At 61.0% G+C, this 22030-nt stretch carries 21 protein-coding genes and 1 riboswitch; of the genes, 16 read left to right on the top strand and 5 right to left on the bottom strand.

Features of this window, described 5'->3' with window-relative positions; genetic code table 11:
- Window positions 1-6: 6 nt before the first annotated feature.
- The 5 genes from cysM to G9Q84_RS10155 all read left to right on the top strand — a co-directional run bounded on the left by cysM (window position 7) and on the right by G9Q84_RS10155 (window position 6163).
- A complete protein-coding gene (gene cysM, locus G9Q84_RS10175) occupies window positions 7-909 on the top strand; it encodes a cysteine synthase CysM (RefSeq protein WP_181643241.1) in 903 nt (300 codons plus the stop codon).
- The gene (gene rlmD / locus G9Q84_RS10170) at window positions 909-2261 is read left to right on the top strand and encodes a 23S rRNA (uracil(1939)-C(5))-methyltransferase RlmD (protein WP_122754451.1); all 1353 of its coding nucleotides are present in this window, start codon (window positions 909-911) and stop codon (window positions 2259-2261) included. Before cysM ends, rlmD begins: the two co-directional genes overlap by 1 nt.
- Before the next feature lie 121 nt (window positions 2262-2382).
- The gene (gene relA / locus G9Q84_RS10165; RefSeq protein WP_032887770.1) at window positions 2383-4626 is read left to right on the top strand and encodes a GTP diphosphokinase; all 2244 of its coding nucleotides are present in this window, start codon (window positions 2383-2385) and stop codon (window positions 4624-4626) included.
- A 132-nt stretch (window positions 4627-4758) separates the two neighbouring features.
- Complete coding sequence (gene mazG / locus G9Q84_RS10160; RefSeq protein ID WP_122754450.1) at window positions 4759-5592, top strand: nucleoside triphosphate pyrophosphohydrolase; 834 nt, start codon at window positions 4759-4761, stop codon at window positions 5590-5592.
- Window positions 5593-5617: 25 nt separating this feature from the next.
- Window positions 5618-6163 (top strand): DUF2058 domain-containing protein, encoded by a 546-nt coding sequence (locus tag G9Q84_RS10155; protein WP_014719402.1) that lies wholly within the window; start codon window positions 5618-5620, stop codon window positions 6161-6163.
- A 121-nt stretch (window positions 6164-6284) separates the two neighbouring features.
- Here G9Q84_RS10155 and G9Q84_RS10150 read toward each other — a convergent pair whose 3' ends face one another.
- The 4 genes from G9Q84_RS10150 to purM all read right to left on the bottom strand — a co-directional run bounded on the left by G9Q84_RS10150 (window position 6285) and on the right by purM (window position 9211).
- Window positions 6285-6473 carry a hypothetical protein gene (locus tag G9Q84_RS10150; RefSeq protein ID WP_032887774.1) on the bottom strand — a complete coding sequence of 63 codons (189 nt, stop codon included), beginning with the start codon at window positions 6471-6473 and terminating at the stop codon, window positions 6285-6287.
- Between the two features lie 307 nt (window positions 6474-6780).
- The gene (locus tag G9Q84_RS10145) at window positions 6781-7494 is read right to left on the bottom strand and encodes a DUF3108 domain-containing protein (RefSeq protein ID WP_032887775.1); all 714 of its coding nucleotides are present in this window, start codon (window positions 7492-7494) and stop codon (window positions 6781-6783) included.
- Window positions 7495-7502: 8 nt separating this feature from the next.
- Window positions 7503-8153: a phosphoribosylglycinamide formyltransferase gene (purN, locus tag G9Q84_RS10140; RefSeq protein ID WP_032887777.1), complete on the bottom strand. Its 651-nt coding sequence runs from the start codon at window positions 8151-8153 to the stop codon at window positions 7503-7505.
- Window positions 8153-9211 (bottom strand): phosphoribosylformylglycinamidine cyclo-ligase, encoded by a 1059-nt coding sequence (gene purM / locus G9Q84_RS10135; RefSeq protein WP_014719398.1) that lies wholly within the window; start codon window positions 9209-9211, stop codon window positions 8153-8155. The genes purN and purM overlap by 1 nt, the downstream gene beginning before the upstream one ends.
- A gap of 343 nt (window positions 9212-9554) precedes the next feature.
- Between purM and G9Q84_RS10130 the strand changes: the two genes are divergently transcribed.
- The 5 genes from G9Q84_RS10130 (at window position 9555) to G9Q84_RS10110 (ending at window position 14134) form a co-directional block, all read left to right on the top strand.
- Window positions 9555-10595, top strand: coding sequence for a DUF2066 domain-containing protein (locus G9Q84_RS10130; protein ID WP_122754449.1), 1041 nt, complete (start codon window positions 9555-9557; stop codon window positions 10593-10595).
- Between the two features lie 35 nt (window positions 10596-10630).
- Window positions 10631-11704 carry an AI-2E family transporter gene (locus tag G9Q84_RS10125; protein WP_032887781.1) on the top strand — a complete coding sequence of 358 codons (1074 nt, stop codon included), beginning with the start codon at window positions 10631-10633 and terminating at the stop codon, window positions 11702-11704.
- A 202-nt stretch (window positions 11705-11906) separates the two neighbouring features.
- On the top strand, window positions 11907-12611 hold the full coding sequence (gene hda / locus G9Q84_RS10120) for a DnaA regulatory inactivator Hda (RefSeq protein WP_032887783.1): 705 nt from the start codon (window positions 11907-11909) through the stop codon (window positions 12609-12611).
- Between the two features lie 212 nt (window positions 12612-12823).
- Entirely contained in the window at window positions 12824-13453 is a 630-nt protein-coding gene (locus tag G9Q84_RS10115) for a C40 family peptidase (protein WP_032887785.1), read from the top strand.
- Window positions 13454-13597: 144 nt separating this feature from the next.
- Window positions 13598-14134, top strand: a complete 537-nt coding sequence (locus G9Q84_RS10110; protein ID WP_099602998.1) for a C40 family peptidase — start codon at window positions 13598-13600, stop codon at window positions 14132-14134.
- A 134-nt stretch (window positions 14135-14268) separates the two neighbouring features.
- On the opposite strand, the gene G9Q84_RS10105 is transcribed toward G9Q84_RS10110, so the two are convergent.
- Window positions 14269-15582, bottom strand: coding sequence for a PQQ-dependent sugar dehydrogenase (locus tag G9Q84_RS10105; RefSeq protein ID WP_122754448.1), 1314 nt, complete (start codon window positions 15580-15582; stop codon window positions 14269-14271).
- A gap of 99 nt (window positions 15583-15681) precedes the next feature.
- A riboswitch (cobalamin riboswitch) is annotated at window positions 15682-15934 on the top strand.
- Between the two features lie 79 nt (window positions 15935-16013).
- Here G9Q84_RS10105 and cobO point away from each other — a divergent pair.
- Genes cobO through G9Q84_RS10075 form a run of 6 tightly spaced genes read left to right on the top strand, consistent with a single transcriptional unit; the run spans window position 16014 to window position 21911 of the window.
- Entirely contained in the window at window positions 16014-16625 is a 612-nt protein-coding gene (gene cobO / locus G9Q84_RS10100) for a cob(I)yrinic acid a,c-diamide adenosyltransferase (protein WP_027603802.1), read from the top strand.
- Window positions 16622-17929 carry a cobyrinic acid a,c-diamide synthase CobB gene (locus G9Q84_RS10095; RefSeq protein WP_032887791.1) on the top strand — a complete coding sequence of 436 codons (1308 nt, stop codon included), beginning with the start codon at window positions 16622-16624 and terminating at the stop codon, window positions 17927-17929. Before cobO ends, G9Q84_RS10095 begins: the two co-directional genes overlap by 4 nt.
- Window positions 17926-18576 carry a 5,6-dimethylbenzimidazole synthase gene (bluB, locus tag G9Q84_RS10090; protein WP_099603000.1) on the top strand — a complete coding sequence of 217 codons (651 nt, stop codon included), beginning with the start codon at window positions 17926-17928 and terminating at the stop codon, window positions 18574-18576. The genes G9Q84_RS10095 and bluB overlap by 4 nt, the downstream gene beginning before the upstream one ends.
- A complete protein-coding gene (gene cbiB, locus G9Q84_RS10085; protein WP_122754447.1) occupies window positions 18573-19481 on the top strand; it encodes an adenosylcobinamide-phosphate synthase CbiB in 909 nt (302 codons plus the stop codon). Before bluB ends, cbiB begins: the two co-directional genes overlap by 4 nt.
- The gene (cobD, locus tag G9Q84_RS10080) at window positions 19474-20463 is read left to right on the top strand and encodes a threonine-phosphate decarboxylase CobD (RefSeq protein ID WP_122754446.1); all 990 of its coding nucleotides are present in this window, start codon (window positions 19474-19476) and stop codon (window positions 20461-20463) included. The genes cbiB and cobD overlap by 8 nt, the downstream gene beginning before the upstream one ends.
- The gene (locus G9Q84_RS10075; protein ID WP_122754445.1) at window positions 20460-21911 is read left to right on the top strand and encodes a cobyric acid synthase; all 1452 of its coding nucleotides are present in this window, start codon (window positions 20460-20462) and stop codon (window positions 21909-21911) included. Before cobD ends, G9Q84_RS10075 begins: the two co-directional genes overlap by 4 nt.
- The last annotated feature ends 119 nt before the right edge of the window (window positions 21912-22030 follow it).

Genomic DNA, 22030 nt, shown 5'->3' with positions numbered 1-22030 from the left:
TACGCCATGACCTTGCAGTACCCTACAATCGCCGATTGCGTCGGCAACACGCCTCTGGTCCGCTTGCAACGCATGGCGGGAGAAACCAGCAATACCCTGTTGCTCAAGCTTGAAGGGAACAACCCGGCTGGCTCCGTCAAGGACCGCCCGGCGCTCTCGATGATTACCCGTGCCGAATTGCGCGGGCAGATCAAGCCTGGTGACACCCTGATCGAAGCCACCTCGGGTAACACCGGCATCGCCCTGGCCATGGCCGCCGCGATCAAGGGTTACAAGATGGTGCTGATCATGCCCGACAACGGCAGCGCCGAGCGCAAGGCGGCGATGACCGCCTATGGCGCCGAGTTGGTGCTGGTCACCCAGGAAGAAGGCATGGAAGGCGCCCGCGATCTCGCCGAGCGCATGGCCGCCCAAGGCCGTGGCCAGGTGCTGGACCAGTTCGCCAATGGGGACAACCCCGAAGCGCACTACACCACCACCGGTCCGGAAATCTGGCGTCAGACCCAGGGCACCATCACCCATTTCGTCAGCTCCATGGGCACCACCGGTACCATCATGGGCAACTCGCGCTACCTCAAGGAGCAGAACCCGGCGATCCAGATCGTCGGCCTGCAACCGATGGAAGGCGCGGCCATCCCAGGCATTCGTCGCTGGCCCGAAGAGTACTTGCCGAAGATCTACAACGCGACCCGCGTGGATCGCATCATCGACATGGCCCAGCGTGAAGCCGAAGACACCACCCGCCGACTGGCCCGTGAAGAAGGCATCTTCTGCGGCGTGTCGTCCGGCGGTGCCGTGGCGGGTATGTTGCGGTTGTCCAAGGAAGTGGAAAACGCGGTGATCGTCGCGATCATCTGTGACCGAGGCGACCGTTACTTGTCGACCGGCATTTTCGACGAACCCAGCTGATGGCCAAGCACGAGAGAGGCCTGCGCTTCCAACCGACGGGCGGCAGCCGGGCCCCACAGATTCCAGTGGGCAAGAAACAACGCCTGACCATTGAGCGCCTGGCCAACGATGGCCGTGGCATCGTCTTTTTTGAAGGCCGCACCTGGTTCGTCAATGGCGCGCTGGCCGGCGAAGAAGTCGAAGCGCGGGTGTTGGGTACCCACGGCAAAGTGGTCGAGGCTCGCACCGAGCGGGTGTTCAAGGCCAGTGAACTGCGCCGTCCTGCACCGTGCGCGCACTTCGGCCGCTGTGGCGGTTGCAGCGTGCAGCACTTGCCCCACAACGAACAACTCGCCCTGAAACAGCGCATGCTCGCCGAGCAACTGTCCCGCGTGGCCGGTGTCGAACCGCAAGAGTGGGCCGCACCGTTGAGCGGCCCGGAGTTCGGTTACCGGCGCCGTGCCCGCGTGGCGGTGCGTTGGGATGCCAAGGCAAAAAAACTCGACGTGGGTTTCCGCGCTGTTGCCAGCCAGGACATCGTCGCCATCGATGATTGCCCGGTGCTGGTACAGGCCTTGCAGCCGATCATGCAGCGCTTGCCCAACATGCTCCGTCGTCTGAGCAAACCTCAGGCACTGGGCCATGTTGAGTTGTTCAGTGGCTCGTCCGTCGCGTTGTTGCTGCGGCATATGGCGCCGTTGTCGGAGGCGGACCTGCTGATCCTGAAAGAATTTTGTACCTTCCATGAAGCCCAGTTGTGGCTGCATGGCGAAGGCCAGCCGGAACCCTTTGAGGCCGATCAGTCACTAGGTTTCCGATTGGACGCATGGGGCTTGGAGTTGGCGTACCGGCCGGGGGATTTTGTCCAGGTCAACGCCGGGGTCAACGAGGCGATGGTTGCCCAGGCCCTGGACTGGCTGGCGCCGCAACCTGATGAACGGGTGTTGGACCTATTTTGCGGCTTGGGCAATTTTGCCCTGCCACTGGCCAAACAGGTGCGTGAAGTGGTGGCAGTGGAAGGGGTGCAGACCATGGTGGAACGGGCTGCACAGAACGCCATCAGCAACAATTTGCATAATGCGCAGTTTTTTCAGGCCGATTTGTCCCAGCCTTTGACTGACGCGGATTGGGCCAAACAGGGCTTTTCTGCGGTACTCTTGGATCCACCCCGCGATGGTGCCCAAGAGGTTGTGCGCAAGCTCGCCACCCTGGGGGCCAAGCGCCTGGTGTATGTGTCCTGCAACCCGGCGACGCTGGCGCGGGACACGGTTGAGTTGGTCAAGCAAGGCTACCGGCTAAAACGGGCCGGGATCCTCGACATGTTTCCGCAGACGGCGCATGTCGAGGCGATGGCGTTATTTGAAGCGGGCTAGGATGCCCGTTTAATCCGACTGGCCTGCATTCTCCAAGGCCGTGAACTGCCAGGGAGTTTGCAGCAAAAGGTCGGCATGATTTTTGGCGCATCCAAGGTGCGTCGTAGGGAAGGTAAGCAAGATGGTACAGGTGAGAGCACACCAGCCGATCAACACCGACGGCAGTATCAACCTGGAGGCATGGCTGGATCATGCCATCAGTGTCGACCCGGCACTGGACCGTGAAGCCTTGAAAGCAGCCTGCGAGTTCGCTCGCGAGTCTGAGCAGCAGGACAATGCGGCCAAGAACCTGTGGGCTGAAGGCACTTCCAGCTTTCGCACCGGGTTGGAAATCGCCGAGATTCTTGCCGATCTCAAGTTGGACCAGGATTCGCTGATCGCCGCCGTGCTCTATCGCGGCGTGCGTGAAGGGCACATCCAGTTGCCGACGGTCAGCCAGCGTTTCGGCGCAGTGGTGGCCAAGCTGATTGACGGCGTCCTGCGCATGGCGGCCATCAGCGCGAGCCTCAGTCCGCGCCAGTCCATGGTGCTGGGCACCCAGGGCCAAGTCGAGAACCTGCGCAAGATGCTGGTCGCTATGGTCGACGACGTACGCGTCGCCCTGATCAAGCTGGCCGAACGCACCTGCGCGATCCGTGCGGTAAAAACCGCCGACGACGAAAAGCGCAACCGCGTTGCCCGCGAAGTCTTCGACATCTACGCCCCCCTGGCTCACCGCCTGGGCATCGGCCATATCAAATGGGAGTTGGAGGACTTGTCCTTCCGCTACCTGGAACCCGATCAATACAAACAGATTGCCACGCTGCTGCATGAGCGGCGGCTCGATCGCGAGCGGTTTATCAGCGACGTGATGGGCCAGTTGCGCTCCGAGTTGCAGGCCACCGGGGTCGACGCCGACATCAGTGGCCGTGCCAAGCACATCTATTCCATCTGGCGCAAAATGCAGCGCAAGGGCCTGGCCTTCAGCCAGATCTACGACGTGCGTGCGGTGCGCGTGCTGGTGCCGGAAATGCGCGACTGCTACACCGCGCTGGGCATCGTTCATACGCTGTGGCGTCACATTCCCAAGGAGTTTGACGACTACATCGCCAACCCCAAGGAAAACGGCTATCGCTCTCTGCACACCGCCGTGATCGGCCCCGAAGGCAAGGTACTGGAAGTGCAGATCCGCACCCACGCCATGCACGAAGAGGCTGAGCTGGGCGTGTGCGCGCACTGGCGCTACAAGGGCACCGACGTCAAGGCCGGGTCCAACCAGTACGAAGAGAAAATCTCCTGGCTGCGCCAAGTGCTGGAATGGCATGAAGAGCTCGGCGACATCGGCGGCCTGGCCGAACAACTACGTGTGGATATCGAACCGGACCGGGTCTACATCTTCACCCCCGACGGCCACGCCATCGACCTGCCCAAGGGCTCGACGCCGCTGGACTTCGCCTACCGCGTTCACACCGAGATCGGCCACAACTGCCGGGGCGCCAAGATCAACGGGCGCATCGTACCGCTCAACTACAGCCTGCAGACCGGTGAGCAGGTCGAAATCATCACCAGCAAACACGGCACGCCGAGCCGCGACTGGCTGAACCCGAACCTGGGCTACATCACCACGTCGCGGGCACGGGCGAAAATCGTCCACTGGTTCAAATTGCAAGCGCGCGACCAAAACGTCGCCGCCGGCAAGACCCTGCTTGAGCGCGAACTGGCTCGCCTGGGCCTGCCGCAGGTGGACTTCGACAAGCTGGCCGAAAAGGCCAACATGAAGATCGCCGAAGACATGTTCGCCGCCCTCGGTGCCGGCGACCTGCGCCTGGCGCAACTGGTCAATCTGGCCCAGCAGTTGGTCGAGCCGGAACGCGGCAACGAACAACTTGAGCTGATCCCCCGTAAAGCCACCGGCTATAAGCCTGGCAAGCGCGGTGATATCCAGATCCAGGGCGTGGGCAACCTGCTGACGCAAATCGCCGGCTGCTGCCAGCCGCTGCCGGGGGATGCGATCGTCGGTTACATCACCCAGGGCCGTGGCGTGAGCATTCACCGCCAGGACTGCGCCTCGGTGCTGCAACTGGGTGGGCGCGAGCCGGAGCGGATTATCCAGGTCAGCTGGGGCCCGGTGCCGGTGCTCACCTACCCGGTGGACATCATCATCCGTGCCTACGACCGTTCCGGTTTGCTGCGTGACGTCTCGCAAGTGCTGCTCAATGAGCGGATCAACGTGCTGGCGGTCAACACCCGCTCGAATAAAGAGGACAACACCGCGTTGATGTCCCTGACCATCGAGATCCCGGGGTTGGACGCATTGGGCCGGTTGCTGGGGCGGATTTCCCAGTTGCCGAATATCATCGAGACACGGCGTAACCGCACACCATGATTCGCGGAATGAATGCAGGCTAAATGTGGGAGGGGGCTTGCTCCCGATAGCAGGCTGTCAGTTGATACATCTGGTGGCTGACGCACCGCTATCGGGAGCAAGCCCCCTCCCACACTGATCGGACACAGAAAGATGTATTCACTTGAAGACCTGCTGCACCTGATGAGCCGCCTGCGAGACCCGCAATATGGGTGCCCGTGGGACCTCAAGCAAACCTACGCGACCATCGTCCCGCACACCCTCGAAGAAGCCTATGAAGTGGCCGACGCCATCGAGCGCGGCGACTTCGATCACCTGCAAGGCGAGTTGGGCGACCTGTTGTTCCAAGTGGTGTATTACAGCCAGTTGGCGGGGGAAGAGGGGCGTTTCGAATTTGCCGGCGTGATCGACAGCATCACGCGCAAGCTGATCCGGCGTCATCCCCATGTGTTCCCCACCGGTGATCTGTATGCGCCATTAGATATCCCACAGTTGAGCGAAGAGCAGGTCAAGGAGCGCTGGGAGCAGATCAAAGCCGAGGAGCGTGCGGAAAAATCCGACGCACCAGAGCAGCTTTCCCTGCTGGATGATGTGCCCACGGCGCTGCCGTCCTTATCCCGTGCCGCCAAATTGCAAAAGCGCGCCAGCCAGGTCGGTTTCGACTGGCCGTCTGCCTTGCCGGTGGTGGACAACGTGCGCGAAGAGCTGGATGAAGTGCTCGAAGCCATGGCCGATAATGACTCGGTAGCCATTGCCGATGAAGTCGGTGACCTGCTGTTTGCGGCGGTCAACTTGGCCCGTCACCTCAAGGTTGACCCGGAAACCGCACTGCGTGGCGCCAATGCCAAGTTCGAACGACGTTTCCGATTTATCGAACAGGCATTGCGCGACACCCGTCGTCCCATAGAAGATTGCACCCTCGAAGAGTTGGACGCCCTATGGGGCGAAGCCAAACGTCAGGAAAAGAATGTGTCCAGCTGCGGTTGAGCAGTTGCCTAAGTGAGTAAGCACCATGAGCCTTTCCCTTCGCGACCAGTTGCTCAAAGCAGGTCTGGTCAACCAAAAGCAGGCCAAGCAGGTCGGCAAAGAGAAACAGAAGCAGCAGCGCCTGGTCCACAAAGGCCAAGCCGAGGTCGATGACACCCAGGCACGCCTGGCTGCCGAGGCACACGCCGAAAAGGTCAAACGTGACCAGGAGCTGAATCGCCAGCAGCAGGAAAAAGCCGAGGCCAAGGCCCGCACGGCTCAGGTCAAGCAATTGATCGAAACCTCGCGCCTGCCCAAGCTGACCACCGAGGATTACTACAACTTCGTGGATGACAAGAAGGTCAAGCGCCTGTCGGTCAACACGCTGATGCGTAACAAGCTGAGCAACGGCTCCCTGGCGATCGTGCACCACGGCGGCGGCTACGAAGTGATCCCGCGTGAAGCGGCGTTGAAGATTCAGGAGCGCGCACCAGAGCGCATTGTGCAACTCAACATCCTCACAGAAAGCCAGGTGCCGGATGAGGACGATCCGTACGCGGCTTACCAGATCCCGGATGATCTGATGTGGTAAAGCGTTCAAGCACCTGAGTGGTAAGCAGTACCTCTCAAAACAACAAACCCCGCTCAAAAGGCGGGGTTTGTGTTTTCAGGCGTCGGGCTGCGTGGGCCTTGTGCCGAAATCCTGCGAATATTCAGGAGCTTTGTGCCTGGCGTTTCATCTCAAGCGACTCAAGCTCGTTTTTATAATTGTGAGCGTCGCTCTCGTTGTGAAACATGCCGACCAGCAGGTCTTGTTGGTGTACATCCCAGATGTGAATCCCATGGCCCAGCGCTTCGTGGGACATATGTGCATCGTCGCGTTCAGTTACTTTTACAGTCATCTGCTTGCTCCAATTTCTGGTGGGTATGCGGCAAGTCGTCGCAGGTCTTTTTATACGATTTGTTAGCTTGCTAAGTAAACCGCTTTGGCGGTTTATGACAGAAGTTTCATGTTGGGCGGCAGCCTGATAGGGCTGTGTTGGTCATGCCGGCGCCATCGGGAGCAAGCCCCCCCCACAGGGGAAAGTGTTCGCAGTTCAAATGTCGGAGGGGGCTTGCTCGCGATGATGGCAGACACTTGAACCCAAAACCGCCAGACGAAAAAAAGCCCCGCATTCAGCGAGGCTCTTGTTCAGCTCATCCGCGCAATCAGTTGCCTTTGACAGCCTTGCCGTCAACGGTACCGTCTTGCAGCATGATGTTGTATTCCTTGCCGTCGGTCTCAACCTGACGCAGGGCGACCAGGATGCCGCCCTGGTCCTTGGCAAACCACATCTGGGTGATGCGCTTGCTTTGGGTCGGGTCACGCACGCGCTCGACCTTGATCGCGTCGATGGAGCCTACCTTGGTCTGGACCTTTTCCGGGCCGATCACGCGGAAGTCGTAGGTGTCGACGTCGGTCCCTTCAACCACGTTGTAGCTCATGCTTTTCTTGCCGGCTGCCACATCGCGTTGCAATGCGAGCTGGTAGGTCGACTTGTCGAGCATGTTGCTTTGCAGGGCCACGTTCACCGGGTCTTTGTTTTCAAAACCGGTGACTTTCTTGGCGGTCTGGTCGAAGTCCAGGTTGATTTTCTTTGCCTTGCCCAGGCCGCCACGTTCGAAGCTGTAGCTCACGGGTTGCAGGGTGTCCTTGTCGAAGCGGATCACGCTGGTTTCGGTCAGGCTGGCGATCATCATGGATGCCTTGAAATTCAAGGTCCACGAGCCGTTGTCGTTCTTGGTCAGGCTGCGCTCAGCCGAACCACTCATGGGCAACTGTTTCCAGTCGGCGGTGTAGCTGGCGGAGAAGGGGTGAAGGTCGGCTGCCTGCACGGCAGGCAAGGCGAACAGCGCAACAGCGAAAAGCAAGGCGCGACGCATAAAATCTCCTAGGTTCGAATCAAGTGGCCGCTGGCCGCAAGTAACTGACCGTCCAATAATGCACCCTGGTCACCAAGAATCAACCGCCCCTCGGCAAACCAGCGCACAGCCAGCGGGTAAATCCTGTGTTCCTGGGTATGAACCCGTTGCGCAAGTGTCTGCGCCGAGTCGTCAGACTCTACCGGAACCACTGCCTGTACGACCAGAGGCCCGCCATCGAGTTCCTCGGTGACAAAGTGCACGCTGCAGCCATGCTCACTGTCACCGGCTTCAAGGGCGCGCTGATGGGTGTGCATGCCTTTGTATTTGGGCAGCAGGGAAGGGTGGATATTCAGCAGGCGCCCGTCGTAGTGCCGCACGAAATCGCCGCTGAGGATTCGCATGAATCCGGCCAGTACCACGAGTTTGGGGTTGAAGGCATCGATGAGTTCGATCAAGGCGCTGTCGAAGGCCTCGCGGCCCTCGAAAGCCTTGTGATCCAGCGAGCGGGTTTCGATACCCGCGTCCCTGGCACGTTGCAGGCCGTAGGCGTCGCTGCGGTTGGAGATCACCGCAGCGATGCGCACCGGGCTGTCGCCGGTGCGCGTGCTGTCGATCAGGGCCTGCAAGTTACTGCCGGTGCCGGAGAGCAGCACCACAACATCACAGGTCTGAGACATCAATGAGCCTTGAGGTTCTTCAGTTCAACCTGGGCCGCGCCCTCGGCAGCGGTGGCGATCTGGCCGATGACCCAAGGCTGCTCGCCGGCTTCACGCAGGACGTTCAGCGCAGTTTCAACGTGTTCTTGCGCTACGCAGATCACCATGCCAACGCCGCAGTTCAGCACGCGGTGCATTTCGGTTTCATTGACGTTGCCTTTCTCTTGCAGCCAGTCAAATACCGCAGGACGCTGCCAGCTGGCCACGTCGACGATCGCCTGAGCGCCTTTTGGCAGGACGCGCGGGATGTTGTCCAGCAGGCCGCCGCCGGTGATGTGGGCCATGGCTTTGACCGCGCCAGTGTCCTTGATCAGCTTGAGCAGTGGCTTGACGTAGATGCGGGTCGGGGCCATCAGCAGGTCGGTCAGTGGCTTGCCGTCGAGTTGGATGTTCTCGATGTCGGCACCGGACACTTCGATGATCTTGCGGATCAGCGAGTAACCGTTGGAGTGCGGGCCAGAGGATGGCAGGGCGAGCAGGGCGTCACCGGCAGCCACTTTGGAACCGTCGATGATTTCGGCTTTCTCTACAACACCCACGCAGAAACCGGCCAGGTCGTAGTCTTCGCCTTCGTACATGCCTGGCATTTCAGCGGTTTCGCCGCCTACCAGGGAGCAACCCGACAGTTCGCAACCCGCGCCAATGCCGGTTACCACTTGGGTAGCGGTCTCGACGTTGAGCTTGCCGGTGGCGTAGTAGTCAAGGAAGAACAATGGCTCGGCGCCGCATACCACCAGGTCGTTGACGCACATGGCCACCAGGTCGATGCCGATGCTGTCGTGCTTGTTCAGGTTCAGTGCCAGGCGCAGCTTGGTGCCCACACCGTCGGTGCCGGAAACCAGAACAGGCTGCTTGTAGCCGGCCGGGATTTCGCAGAGGGCGCCAAAACCGCCCAGGCCGCCCATGACTTCGGGGCGCGCAGTGCGCTTGGCGACGCTCTTGATGCGTTCGACCAATGCTTCACCGGCGTCGATGTCTACACCGGCGTCCTTGTAGCTCAGGGAGGGTTGCTTGCTCATGATCCAGGCCTTTAGGGGGGATTCAGGGGTAACGACCGAGCGGGCAGGGGCTTTTGGTAAAAGGCCCAGCCGATGACGGTCTGCGAAGGCGCGCGATTTTATCAGGCTTGAGGGGCAGCGGCCATCCTCGGGCCGACGGGCAGGGCCATATAGGTTAAAAAAATGCTAATCGCGTCAGCCGTGGCACGTATTAAGGTATAGCCTTGAACCCGCTATCGTTATGACAGCATGAAAACTTACCAGGACTCTGTGAATGTTTTACCGGTTGCCGTGGTCACAGCCTTGGCAAACCGAGTTCACGCGGTCTGTTCCAGCCGCTAAATTTGTCGTTCGGGAATCTTCCATGCGTCTGTGTAAATTCTTCTTTATGGGCTGCTTGTCGTTGGTCAGCCTGGCGAGTCATGCCGAAACCCTCAATGGTCTTTATCAAGTACTTGAACCCGTCAGCAGCCAATCGCCCCAAGAGCGCGACCAGGCCACCCAGCGCGCGGTGCAGACCCTGGTAATCCGTCTGACCGGCGACGCCAAAGCCGCCGACGGCCCAGGCCTGGCGGCGATTCGCAAGGATCCGCAGCAAATCATCACGCAATACGGTTACGACGCCGGCCCACCCGAGAGTCTGCAAGTGGATTTCGACCCGGTCAGCACCGACCGCGCTCTGCGTGATGCGGGCCTGTCGATCTGGGGCAGCAATCGGCCGTCGATCCTCGGCTGGTGGTTGAACGATTCCACTGAAGGCAGCAGCCTGGTGGGGGATGGCCAGACCGTCGCCCAGGCGCTGCGTCATGCAGCCCAGCACCGTGGCTTGCCGTTGCGTCTGCCGCTGGGCGATCTGGATGAGCAGGTCGTCGCCACGGCGCCGAACCTGGAGAGTGCCGACGCCACACCGTTGCGCGCCGCATCCGAGCGCTACGGCGCCGACGCGTTGCTTGCCGTGCACGCGCGTCAGGAAGGTAACCAATGGCAGGCCAAATGGCGCCTGTGGCTGGGCGACAAGAGCGAACAGGGCACAGCCCAAGGCCCCGACACCGGCGCGGTGGCCGACGCAGTGATGCTGGCGGTCAGCCAGAAATTGGCGCCGCGTTTTGCGGTCAAGCCTGGCGTGAGCACCGAACAACTGCTGGAAGTGCAGGGGATGACCCTGGAGCGCTACGCGGCACTGGGTCATCTGCTGGAGCCGTTTGGTGGCCAGCCGCAGTGGGTTGACGGCAATCGCATTGTGTATCGGGTTAACGGGAGCGCCGATCAGTTGCGCACCCAGTTGAGCCTGGCCAAGCTGCAGGAGATCCCTGCGGGCGAGTCGCCGGCTACGCAGCCAGTCGCTGAGGGCGCGCAACCGGCCGCTGCGCCTGAGCCTCAGGCGCAACTGCGTTTTCGTTGGTAACAGTTCTTCCTTATATAGAAGCAATGGAGTGGTTTATGGCGGATACGCGTCGTTGGGTGTGGCTTGGCGGGATCGTCCTGCTGTGCGTTTTTGTGTTCTTGCTGCATTCGATCCTGACGCCGTTCCTGGTTGCGTTGCTGCTGGCCTATCTGTTCGATCCGGTGGTGGATCGTTTGGAGAAAGCCGGGCTGTCGCGGACCTTGGGCGTAGTGGCGGTGTTTGCGCTGTTCACCTTGATCATCACCGCGCTGGTGCTGGTGTTGGTGCCGATGCTGGCCAAGCAACTGTTTCGTCTCTATGAGTTGGCGCCGCAGATGCTCGACTGGTTGCAGCATACGGCAATGCCGTGGGCCCAGGCCAAGTTGGGGTTGTCGGACGGCTTCTGGAAGTTCGATAAGGTCAAGGCGGCGATCAGTGAGCATATGGGGCAAACCACCGATATCGTCGGTGTGATCCTCAGTCAGGCGACTGCGTCGAGCCTGGCGTTGATCGGCTGGCTGACCAATCTCGTGCTGATCCCGGTGGTGGCGTTCTATCTGCTGCGCGACTGGGACATCATGATGGCCAAGATCCGCAGCTTGCTGCCGCGTGATCGTGAGGAGCGCATCGTCTCCCTGGCCGGTGAGTGCCATGAAGTCCTTGGCGCATTCGTGCGTGGCCAGTTGCTGGTGATGCTGGCCCTGGGCGTTATCTACGCCGCCGGCCTGATGGCCATCGGCCTGGAGCTGGGCCTGTTGATCGGCCTGATCGCTGGCCTGGCGGCTATCGTTCCTTATATGGGCTTTGTGATCGGCATCGGCGCGGCGCTCGTGGCTGGCCTGTTCCAGTTTGGTGGTGATCTGTATCCGATGCTCGGGATTGTCGCGGTGTTCATGGTCGGCCAGGCCCTTGAGGGCATGGTGCTGACGCCGTTGTTGGTGGGTGACCGGATCGGTCTGCACCCGGTGGCGGTAATCTTTGCGATCCTGGCGGGGGGCGAGCTGTTTGGCTTTACCGGCATCTTGCTGGCATTGCCGGTGGCGGCGGTGATCATGGTGCTGGTGCGCCATATGCACGATTTGTACAAGGATTCGGATGTGTACACGGGCGTCGAAGACCCCGACCTGTAACCGCTGCTTATAAACCCGGCTTCGGCCGGGTTTGTTGTTTATGGGGGGGGGGCGTCAAACAATCCGCGTAAAACCGGCAAGTTAACGCAAACCTTTGATTTTGCTTGTGGTCTGCTGCATTGTGCGCCCCGCGTCACGGGTATAAACTTTGCAAACTTTACACAGAGGCCACTAGCGGTTCGATGGGAGCCGTTCAGTCAGCATGAAACCGATTCAGCTGCCCTTAGGTGTGCGTCTGCGTGATGACGCCACCTTTATCAATTACTACCCAGGCGCCAATGCCGCTGCACTCGGCTATGTCGAGCGGCTCTGCGAAGCCGACGCCGGGTGGACTGAAAGCCTGATCTATCTGTGGGGCAAGCACGGCGTGGGGCGTACTCACCTGTTGCAGGCCGCCTGCTTGCGCTTCGAGCAAATGGGCGAGCCGGCGGTGTACCTGCCTTTGGCTGAATTGATGGACCGCGGTATCGGGATCTTCGACAACCTTGAGCAATACGAGCTGGTATGCCTGGATGACCTACAGGCGATTGCTGGCAAGGCCGATTGGGAAGAGGCGCTGTTTCATCTGTTCAACCGCCTGCGAGACAGCGGACGGCGCTTGTTGATTGCTGCCTCCACATCGCCCCGCGAGTTGCCCGTCAAACTGGCCGACCTCAAGTCGCGCCTTACCCTGGCGCTGATCTTCCAGATGCGCCCGCTCTCCGACGAAGACAAATTGCGCGCCCTGCAACTGCGTGCTTCTCGCCGCGGCCTGCACCTCACCGACGAAGTCGGACACTTTATCCTCACCCGTGGCACTCGCAGCATGAGTGCGTTGTTCGATTTGCTCGAACAGCTCGATCAAGCCTCTTTGCAGGCCCAGCGTAAACTGACCATTCCCTTTCTCAAAGAAACCCTCGGCTGGTAGCAACCCCTTTGTTTGCAGGGGTTTTGGCAAATTCCAGGCGTCAGAAAACCCGCGTTTGGCCGGTTTGGCCACGCGAAAGGTGCGTATAGGGTGTTAAGGGCTTAGATGTCATAGTCCAAACAGGAAGTCACATAGATCACGATTGAATTTGCAAATCGATGTGATAGAGGGCATAGTCTCGGCTTCTTTACACATCAGCCACGGTCGTGCCCATGCTAAATCGCTTCGCACCCCTCGTGCCTCTCGCACTCGTTACCCTGTTGTTTGGTTGCGCCTCCCACCCTCAGCAGGTGGTTGAGCAGCAAAAGCCTCAACAACATTCCCAGGCAAAATTTGTTGCAGCGCAGTCTTCCACTGTCTATGAGGAAGAAGTTGCAACAGAGAAAGAACTGGCCGATTTCTCCGGCAGCAAGCCTTATCAGCTTCCAGTTCTGGCCGACAGCATTCTCGAACGCGGCATGTCCCTGATCGGTACCCGTTACCGTTTTGGCGGTACTTCCGAAGCCGGTTTCGACTGCAGCGGTTTCATCGGCTATCTGTTTCGTGAAGAAGCTGGCATGAACTTGCCACGCTCCACTCGCGAAATGATCAACGTGAACGCACCGTTGGTCGCGCGCAACAACCTCAAGCCCGGTGATCTGCTTTTCTTCAGTACTGCAGGTCGTGGTCGTGTCAGTCACGCCGGTATTTACCTGGGTGATAACCAGTTTATCCACTCCAGCAGCCGTCGCAGTGGCGGTGTCCGAGTCGACAACCTGGGCGACAGTTACTGGAGCAAAACCTTCATCGAAGCCAAGCGTGCACTCGCCATGGCCCCGACGACCGTTACCGCTAGCAAGTAAACTTAAAGTGATACTTGAAGTTTGACGTGTAAGCGCTAGAATCCCTGGACATTGTTGTAATCCGTTCGCGCGAGCCTTGCTTGCGCGTTCTGGTTTTCAGCGTTCGGCAGCGAAAGCCGCATCCAGATCAGGATTGTTCTGCACATGTCGACGTCAGCCCGCCTAGTTCTTCTCGTTTGCGCCGCGCTGCTCAGCGCCTGCGCCAGCCGTCCGCCGCCTGCTCCTGTGGCGGTCAAGCCCAAGCCAGTATTCAACTACGCCACTCAGAACTTCTCGCCTGCTGCTGAAGACGTGCTCTTCCGTGCGCTGGGCCTCGTCGGCACGCCTTATCGCTGGGGCGGCAACACGCCGGACTCGGGCTTTGATTGCAGTGGCCTGATCGGCTTTGTGTTCCGTGACGCCGCCGGCATTTCCCTGCCACGCACTACCCGTGAGCTGATCGTGATGCGCGCTCAGGACGTGAGTGAGCAGAACCTGCAAACCGGTGACCTGCTGTTCTTCGCCACCGGTGGTGGTTCGCAGGTCAGCCATGCTGGGATCTATGTGGGCGAGGGCCGCTTTGTCCATGCGCCGCAAACCGGCGGTACGGTGAAGCTCGATACCCTGTCCAAGGCGTATTGGCAGAATGCTTATCTGAGCGCCAAGCGGGTATTGCCAGCAAACCTGGCACGTAATCCCTGAACCCAATACCTAACTAAATGTGGGAGGGGGCTTGCCCCCGATAGCGAAGTATCAGTCACAGTATCTGTGCCTGACCCACTGCTATCGGGAGCAAGCCCCCTCCCACATTGGTTTTGTGATGCTTCTGGGGGCGTTTATTTGGCCGCCGACACCCGCCATACCTTGTTCCCCACGTCATCCGCCACCAGCAAGTCCCCTTGCTGATCAATCACCACGCCCACTGGGCGGCCCATGGCTTTCTCATCTTTATCGAGGAAGCCGGTCAGCACGTCCACCGGCTGACCTTTAGGCTGGCCTGCCTCGAATGGCACGAAAATCACCTTGTAGCCGCTGTGCGGCTTGCGATTCCACGAGCCATGCTGGCCGATGAATGCGCCGTTGCTGAACGGCGCCGGGAGTTTGCTGCCCTCGGCGAACGTCAGGCCCAAAGAAGCGGTGTGCGGCCCTACGGCGTAGTCCGGCGCAATGGCCTTGGCGACCAGGTCCGGGTTCTGCGGCGTGACGCGCACATCCACATGCTGGCCGTAATAGCTGAACGGCCAGCCATAGAAACCGCCGTCCTTGACCGAGGTGATGTAGTCCGGCACCAGGTCGCTGCCGATCTCGTCGCGCTCGTTCACCGCTGTCCACAGCTTGCCGCTCTGCGGTTCCCAAGCCATGCCATTGGGGTTGCGCAGGCCGGAGGCGAAAATACGGTGCTGGCCGCTGGCGCGGTCGACTTCCCAGATCGCGGCACGCCCCTGTTCCGCCTCCAGGCCGTTTTCACCGACATTGCTGTTTGAGCCGACGCTCACGTACAGCTTGCTGCCATCCTTGCTGGCCACCACGTTTTTCGTCCAGTGATGGTTCAGCGGACCGCCTGGCAAGTCGACCACCTTGGAGCCTTGGGCCTTGATGGCAGTTTCGCCTGGCTGATAGGGGAAACGCAGCAGCTTGTCCGAGTCGGCCACATACAGGTCGTTTCCGACCAGGGTCATACCGAACGGCGAATTGAGGTTTTCCAGGAACACCGTACGTGTTTCGGCGACGCCGTCGTGGTCGGCATCGCGCAATAGAGTGATACGGTTCGGGCTCGGCACCCCGGCGCCGGCACGTCCCATGACCTTCTCCATGACCCAGCCGCGTATGCCCTTGGCGTCATCCGGTTTGGGCGGTGCGTTGGTTTCCGCCACCAGCACATCGCCATTAGGCAACACATACAGCCAGCGCGGGTGGTCGAGGCCCTCGGCGAACGCGGCCACTTGGGTGCCGGGGGCTGCCGTTGGCTTCGCGCCATCTGGCCAGCCGATAGCCGGAGCGATGTTGACGGTAGGGATCAGCGTTTTGTTCGGCTCCGGCAGTCGGGGCGAGGGGCCGGTGCCGTCGGAAACCTTCAGGGTTGAGCTTTCTCCGCACGCCGCGAGGGTGCCGGCAAGCATGATTAACAGGGCGAGTCTGGTTTTATGCATGGTGTTCTCCTTGATACCTGTAAGGGTAGAGGAGGGCGGTGGTGCGATGGTTCAAGTACTCGACCAGCTTTCATTGACGCTCCACCCCCAACCCACTAACCTTCGCCGCTTGTTCCAGGTGCTCTGTGACCCGTGGGTCGACAGAGTGAAACAGGGAAGCCGGTGAGTGAGCGCGCTTGTACACAGCGCCGCCGCAATTCCGGCGCTGCCCCCGCAACGGTAAATGAGTCAAGACGCTGCTTTTGCCACTGTATCGCTTGCGATATGGGAAGGCGCAGCGTTGGCCTGCTTGCTCTCTACAAGAGCTGCGCCACTCATGAGCCCGGAGACCGGCCTGGATCATCCAACAGCATCACGGTGGGCGATGCTTGGCTGTCTGTTTTTTCTTTTTCCTGCCCGCCGTTTTTGTCCAGCCCCAACGGAGAGCTGCCATGACCGATACCCCCGACCGCGACGAACGCCACCTGGCGCGCATGCTGCGCAAAAAAGCCGTGATCGACGAGCGCATCGCCAACTCCCCTAACGAATGCGGCTTGCTGCTGGTACTCACCGGCAACGGCAAAGGCAAGAGCAGCTCGGCGTTTGGGATGCTCGCTCGCGCTATGGGCCATGGGATGCAATGCGGTGTGGTGCAGTTCATCAAGGGGCGTAACAGCACTGGCGAAGAGTTGTTTTTCCGCCGCTTCCCCGAGCAAGTGCGTTTCCACGTCATGGGCGAAGGCTTTACCTGGGAAACCCAGGACCGCCAGCGCGATATCGCCGCCGCCGAGGCAGCCTGGGCGGTATCCCGCGAACTGCTGCAAGACCCAACCATCGGCCTGGTGGTGCTGGACGAGCTGAACATAGCCCTCAAGCACGGCTACCTCGACCTGGACCAAGTGCTCAGCGACCTGCAAGCCCGCCCGCCGATGCAACACGTGGTGGTCACTGGCCGTGGCGCTAAGCCGGAGCTGATCGAGATGGGCGACACCGTCACCGAAATGGGCATGCTCAAACACGCATTCCAGGCCGGTATCAAGGCACAGAAGGGCGTCGAACTTTGAATCAGCCCCGTCATTGCCCGGCCGTATTGATCGCCGCACCGGCGTCCGGCCAAGGCAAAACTACCGTCACCGCCGCCCTGGCCCGTTTGCACCGCAATCTGGGACGTAGGGTGCGCGTGTTCAAATGCGGTCCGGACTTTCTGGACCCGATGATCCACGAACGCGCCAGCGGTGCGCCGGTGTATCAATTGGATATGTGGATGGTGGGCGAGCAGGAAAGTCGCCGCCTGCTGTGGGAAGCGGCGGGGGAGGCCGACCTGATCCTGATCGAAGGCGTGATGGGTCTGTTCGACGGCACGCCCTCCAGTGCCGACCTGGCGCGGCACTTCGGCGTGCCGGTGCTGGGCGTGATTGATGGCACCGCCATGGCCCAAACCTTTGGTGCTCTGGCGCTAGGCCTTGCGCGCTACCAGCCGGATCTACCGTTCGCGGGCGTGTTGGCCAACCGCGTCGGCACGTTGCGTCATGCGCAATTGCTCGAAGGTAGCCTCACTGAAGGCCTGCGCTGGTACGGCGCGCTGTCCCGCGAGACGGGAATCGAGCTGCCGAGCCGTCATCTGGGCCTGGTTCAAGCCAGCGAACTGAATGACCTCGATGCACGCCTGGACGCCGCCGCCCAAGCCTTGGGCAGCAGTTGCGAAGTCGCTTTACCGCCGCCCGTGACCTTCGCCGCGCCTGAAGTGATCGAAGCTGAGCCGTTGTTGGCCGGTGTCCGCATTGCCGTGGCCCGCGACGAAGCCTTCGCCTTCACCTACGGCGCCAGTCTTGACCTGTTGCGGGCGATGGGCGCTGAGCTGACATTTTTCTCCCCGATCCACGATCGCGAATTACCTGACGCCGACAGTCTGTATCTGCCTGGTGGCTACCCGGAACTGCACCACCAGGCGTTGTCGGAAAATACTCCGATGCTCGACGCCATCCGTGCTCACCATGCGGCGGGTAAGCCGTTGCTCGCTGAGTGTGGCGGCATGCTCTACCTGCTGAACTCCCTCACCGACGTCGACGGCAACCGCGCCGAACTGCTCGGCCTGTTGCAGGGTGATGCAGTGATGCAAAAGAAACTGGCGGCCCTGGCGCTGCAAAGCGTCGAATTGCCGGAAGGCGTACTGCGCGGCCATACCTATCACCACTCCCTGACCAGCACCGAATGGCAACCGATTGCCCGTGGTTTGAGCCCCAATGGTGGGCGCGGGGCCGAAGCGGTCTACCGACAGGGGCGGATGACGGCCTCTTACGTGCACTTCTACTTTCCGTCGAATCCGGCTGCTGTGGCCGCATTGTTTTTACCCACGATAGCGCCATGACTGACAACGCCTTCCCCCAGGCCGACCGCGATGCCGTTTACCGCGCCATTGCCGAACGCCGCGACATGCGCCACTTCAGCGGTGGCACTGTCGCCCCTGAATTGCTCCACCGCCTGCTTCAGGCCGCGCATCAGGCGCCGAGTGTCGGCCTCATGCAGCCCTGGCGTTTTATCCGCATCAGCGACCGCCACCTGCGCGGGCAGATCCAGCAACTGGTGGAAGAAGAGCGCGTGCGCACAGCCGAGGCCCTTGGCGAGCGCACCGATGAGTTCATGAGGCTCAAGGTCGAAGGCATCAACGACTGTGCCGAAGTGCTGGTGGCGGCATTGATGGATGATCGCGAGCGCCATATTTTCGGCCGGCGCACCTTGCCGGAGATGGACATGGCCTCGCTGTCCTGTGCGATCCAGAATCTGTGGCTGGCCGCTCGCGTGGAAGGCCTTGGCATGGGCTGGGTCTCGTTGTTTGAGCCCCAGGCCCTGGCCGATTTGCTGGGCCTGCCGCCCGGCGCAAAACCTCTGGCTGTGTTGTGCCTGGGGCCGGTCGTCGAGTTCTATCCGGCACCGATGTTGCAGCTCGAAGGCTGGACCGAACCGCGTCCGCTGAGTGACATGTTGTATGAGAATACGTGGGGAGTAAGTCAATGAGTGTGGCCTTGCTGTGTGTCGCTGCAGTGGCGTTGGATGCGCTACTGGGCGAGCCCAGGCGCTGGCATCCGCTGGTGGCGTTCGGCAATTTTGCCGGGCGCATCGAGCAACGTTTCAACAGTGGCGGCCGTGGCTGGCGCAGTCACGGCGTGACGGCGTGGTTTATCGCCGTGGTGCCGCTGACGCTGCTGGCCACCGCGTTGTCGTGGGCGCCGTATATCGGCTGGGTGTTGGAGATTCTGGCGTTGTACTGCGCCCTCGGTATGCGCAGCCTCGGCGAGCATGTGATGCCGGTGGCCCAGGCGTTGCGCAGCGATGACCTGGATGAGGCCCGCACGCGGGTGAGTTACCTGGTGAGCCGCCAGACCAGTGAGCTGGATCGCACCGAAGTCGCCCGCGCCGCCACCGAATCAGTATTGGAAAACGGCAGCGATGCGATATTCGCCGCGCTGTTCTGGTTCGTGGTCGCTGGCGTACCGGGCGTGGTGCTCTACCGATTGAGCAACACCCTTGATGCCATGTGGGGCTATCGCAACGAACGCTTCGAGCGCTTCGGCTGGGCCGCAGCGAAAATCGACGACGTGCTCAACTACATTCCGGCACGCCTGGTGGCCTTGACCTACGCCGTGCTCGGCAAAACCCGCCTGGCCCTCAAATGCTGGCGCACCCAGGGCCCGACCTGGGACAGCCCCAACGCCGGGCCGGTGATGGCTGCCGGCGCAGGCGCCTTGGGTGTTGAATTGGGTGGTGCTGCGATTTATCACGGCGAAGTGCACCAGCGTCCGCCATTGGGCGAAGGCCCGGCGGCGGATGCCGACTCCATCGTCCGAGGCTGGCAACTGGTGCAGCGCGGCGTATGGTTGTGGCTGCTGATCCTATGTGCGGGGGCGCAATTCTATGCTTGAACACGGTGGCCGACTGCGTAAAGCATCCATTCAATACGGGATTGCCGAGGCCGACTGGCTTGACCTGTCCAGCGGTCTCGCGCCTTGGCCCTGGCCGATCCCGCCGATCCCGCCGCGTGCCTGGGCACGATTGCCAGAGACCGACGACGGCTTGGAACAGGCTGCCAGCGAGTACTACGGGGCCGCGCATTTATTGCCGGTGCCCGGTTCCCAGGCGGCGATCCAGTTGCTGCCGCGCCTGCGCCGATCCGGCAAAGTCGGCGTGCTGTCGCCTTGCTATGCCGAGCATGCCGAAGCCTGGCGCCGCGCCGGGTATGTGGTGCGCGAGGTGCAGGAACAGGAAGTCGACTTCTTCCTCGATAGCCTCGACGTTTTGGTGGTGGTCAATCCCAACAATCCTACAGGCCAGAGCCTGACTCCCCAGCGCCTGCTGGACTGGCACACACGGCTGGCCCAGCGCGGCGGCTGGCTGGTGGTGGACGAAGCGTTTATGGACGTGACGCCGGAGTTGAGTTTGGCAGGCCAGGCTCATCAGGTCGGTCTGATTGTGTTGCGCTCGTTCGGCAAGTTCTTCGGCCTGGCCGGCGTGCGTCTGGGGTTTGTGCTGGCCGAACGCAAGTTGCTCAAGTTGCTCGCTGAACAGGTCGGGCCTTGGGCCGTCAGCGGACCGACACGCGTGTTGGGGCAAGTGTGCCTGCGCGACACTGCCGGGCATACCCGTCAGCGGGCGCGTTGCGTCGAGGCAGGCGAGCGATTGTTCACGCTGCTTGAGCGCCACGGATTTCAGCCTCAGGGCGGCTGCGCGTTGTTCCAATGGCTGATCACCCCGCACGCCGAACGCATGCACGAATTCATGGCCCAGCGCGGCATCCTCTTGCGCCTGTTCGTCCACGACAGCAGCCTGCGCTTCGGCCTGCCCGACACCGAGGCCGATTGGTTGCGACTCGACGCCGCACTGGCCGCCTATAAGGATGCTTCATGAGTACGCTGATGGTGCAAGGCACCACGTCCGACGCCGGCAAAAGTACGCTGGTGACCGCGCTGTGCCGCTGGCTGGTGCGCCAGGGCGTCGCAGTGGTGCCGTTCAAGCCGCAGAACATGGCGCTCAACAGTGCCGTGACGGCCGAAGGCGGCGAGATCGGCCGCGCCCAGGCGGTGCAGGCCCAGGCAGCTAATCTGGCGCCTCACACTGACATGAACCCGGTGTTGCTCAAACCCAACAGCGACACCGGTTCCCAAGTGATCATCCACGGCCGCGCCGTGACCACCATGAACGCCGTGGCCTATCACGACTACAAAGCCATCGCCATGCAGGCAGTGCTGGCCTCCCACGCACGGTTGAGCGAAGCCTATTCGGTGGTGATGGTGGAAGGCGCAGGCTCCCCGGCGGAGATCAACCTGCGCGCCAATGACATTGCCAACATGGGCTTCGCCGAAGCCGTCGACTGCCCAGTGCTGCTGATCGCCGACATCAATCGCGGCGGTGTGTTTGCCCATCTGGTCGGCACCTTGGAATTGCTTTCGCCCACCGAACAAGAGCGGGTCAAGGGCTTCGTCATCAACCGTTTTCGCGGCGATATCGCGCTGTTGCAACCCGGTTTGGATTGGCTGCAAGCACGCACTGGCAAACCGGTGGTGGGGGTTTTGCCCTACGTGATGGATTTGCACTTGGAGGCTGAAGACGGCATCGACCAGCGTCAGATCGACAAGGCGGCGCAGGTGCTCAAGGTGGTGGTGCCGGTATTGCCGCGCATCAGCAATCACACGGATTTTGACCCACTGCGCCTGCATCCTCAGGTGGATTTGCAGTTTGTCGGTCCGGGCCAGTCGATTCCTGCCGCCGACCTGATCATCCTGCCGGGCTCGAAAAGCGTGCGCAGTGATTTGGCGTATCTGCGTGCCAATGGCTGGGATACCGCCGTAGCGCGGCATTTGCGGTATGGCGGCAAGGTGCTGGGGATTTGCGGCGGGTTGCAGATGCTGGGCGAGCAGGTGCATGACCCATTGGGGCTGGAAGGAGCGGCGGGTTCCAGTGACGGGTTGGGGTTGTTGGCGTTCAGCACGACTTTGGAAGAAGAGAAGCAACTGCGCAATGTGCGGGGGCGGTTGTTGCTGGAGGATGCTGAGGTCAGCGGGTACGAGATTCATGCGGGTGTGACGTGTGGCGCTGCCCTGTCGAACGCCGCCGTGCTGCTGGAGGACGGTCGCAGTGACGGCGCGCAAAGTGCTGACGGGCAGATTCTCGGCACGTATCTGCATGGCTTGTTCGAGACCCCGGCGGCCTGCAGTGCGTTGCTGCGTTGGGCAGGGTTGCAGGATGTGCAGGAGGTGGACTACCACGCCCTGCGCGAGCGCGATATCGAACGCCTGGCCGATCTGGTGGAGAACCATTTGAACACCGATTTGTTGCGCAAACTGTGTGGGATTTAATGGTGTACACACGGTTCAAAGGTGGGAGGGGGCTTTCGGTGTACATATCCATTCCTGCGTTCGGCCAGCGTGGTTTACGGGGCGACTTCAGATCAAAAGCAGGATCAAAAACGACTCGC

This window comes from Pseudomonas sivasensis (assembly GCF_013778505.1).
GTDB classification, from domain to species: Bacteria; Pseudomonadota; Gammaproteobacteria; order Pseudomonadales; family Pseudomonadaceae; genus Aquipseudomonas; species Aquipseudomonas sivasensis.
The sequence above is the reverse complement of the archived record's forward strand: the minus strand, read 5'-3'. Positions and strand labels throughout refer to the sequence as shown.